We start from the raw sequence: 828 nt of genomic DNA, 5'->3' as shown, positions 1-828 counted from the left end.
GGGCGGGTAATTGCCCTGGGGCGGAGGCGGGAAGTCAGTCATGGGCACCCTTGGTGTCGATTGATGCGGACTGCCACGCTACCGCAAGGCGCTCTCGCTGTGGCTACCTGCGACGCGGCCCGTCGGACAGGAAGCCCAACAGGTCGTGGCGGGTGATGACGCCGACCGGCTTACCGTCCTCGACCACCATCACCGCGTCGACCTCGGCCAGGGCGGTCGCGGCGACGTCGACCACCTCGCCGGAGCCGATCAGCGGCAGCGGCGGTCCCATGTGCTGCGACACCGCGTCGGCCAGCTTGGCGCGGCCCTCGAAGACCGCCGAGAGCAGGTCGCGCTCGGACACACTGCCGGCCACCTCCCCCGCCATCACCGGCGGCTCCGCGCCGACGACGGGCATCTGCGAGACCCCGTACTCGCGCAGGATCCCGATGGCGTCGCGCAGCGTCTCCGACGGGTGGGTGTGCACCAGGTCGGGCAACACCCCGGACTTCGCCCGCAGCACGTCGGCGACGGTCGGCTGCACCGTCGAGCCGTCCAGCCGCGAGCGCAGGAACCCATAGGACGACATCCAGGAGTCGTTGAAGAGCTTTGACATGTAGCCGCGGCCGCCGTCGGGCAGCAGAACGACAACGAGCGCGTCGGGTCCGGCTTTGACGGCCGCTTCCACGGCCGCCACTACGGCCATCCCGCAGGATCCGCCGACCAGCAGCGCTTCCTCCCGGGCCAGCCGTCGGGTCATGTCGAACGAGTCCGCGTCGGACACCGCGATGATCTCGTCGGGGACCTTCGGGTCGTAGGCGGCCGGCCAGAAGTCCTCGCCGACACCTT

The 828-nt window shown here is 70.4% G+C and carries 1 protein-coding gene; it reads right to left on the bottom strand.

Annotation, left to right across the window (positions count from 1 at the left end; genetic code table 11):
* Nucleotides 1–103: 103 nt before the first annotated feature.
* Nucleotides 104–828 (bottom strand): pyridoxal-phosphate dependent enzyme (locus tag A5648_RS16705; protein ID WP_131810588.1); only part of this gene is annotated, 725 nt, incomplete at its 5' end.

It is taken from the genome of Mycolicibacter sinensis (assembly GCF_001673565.1).
GTDB lineage: Bacteria > Actinomycetota > Actinomycetes > Mycobacteriales > Mycobacteriaceae > Mycobacterium > Mycobacterium sinense_C.
This window is presented reverse-complemented; position numbering and strand designations above follow the sequence as displayed.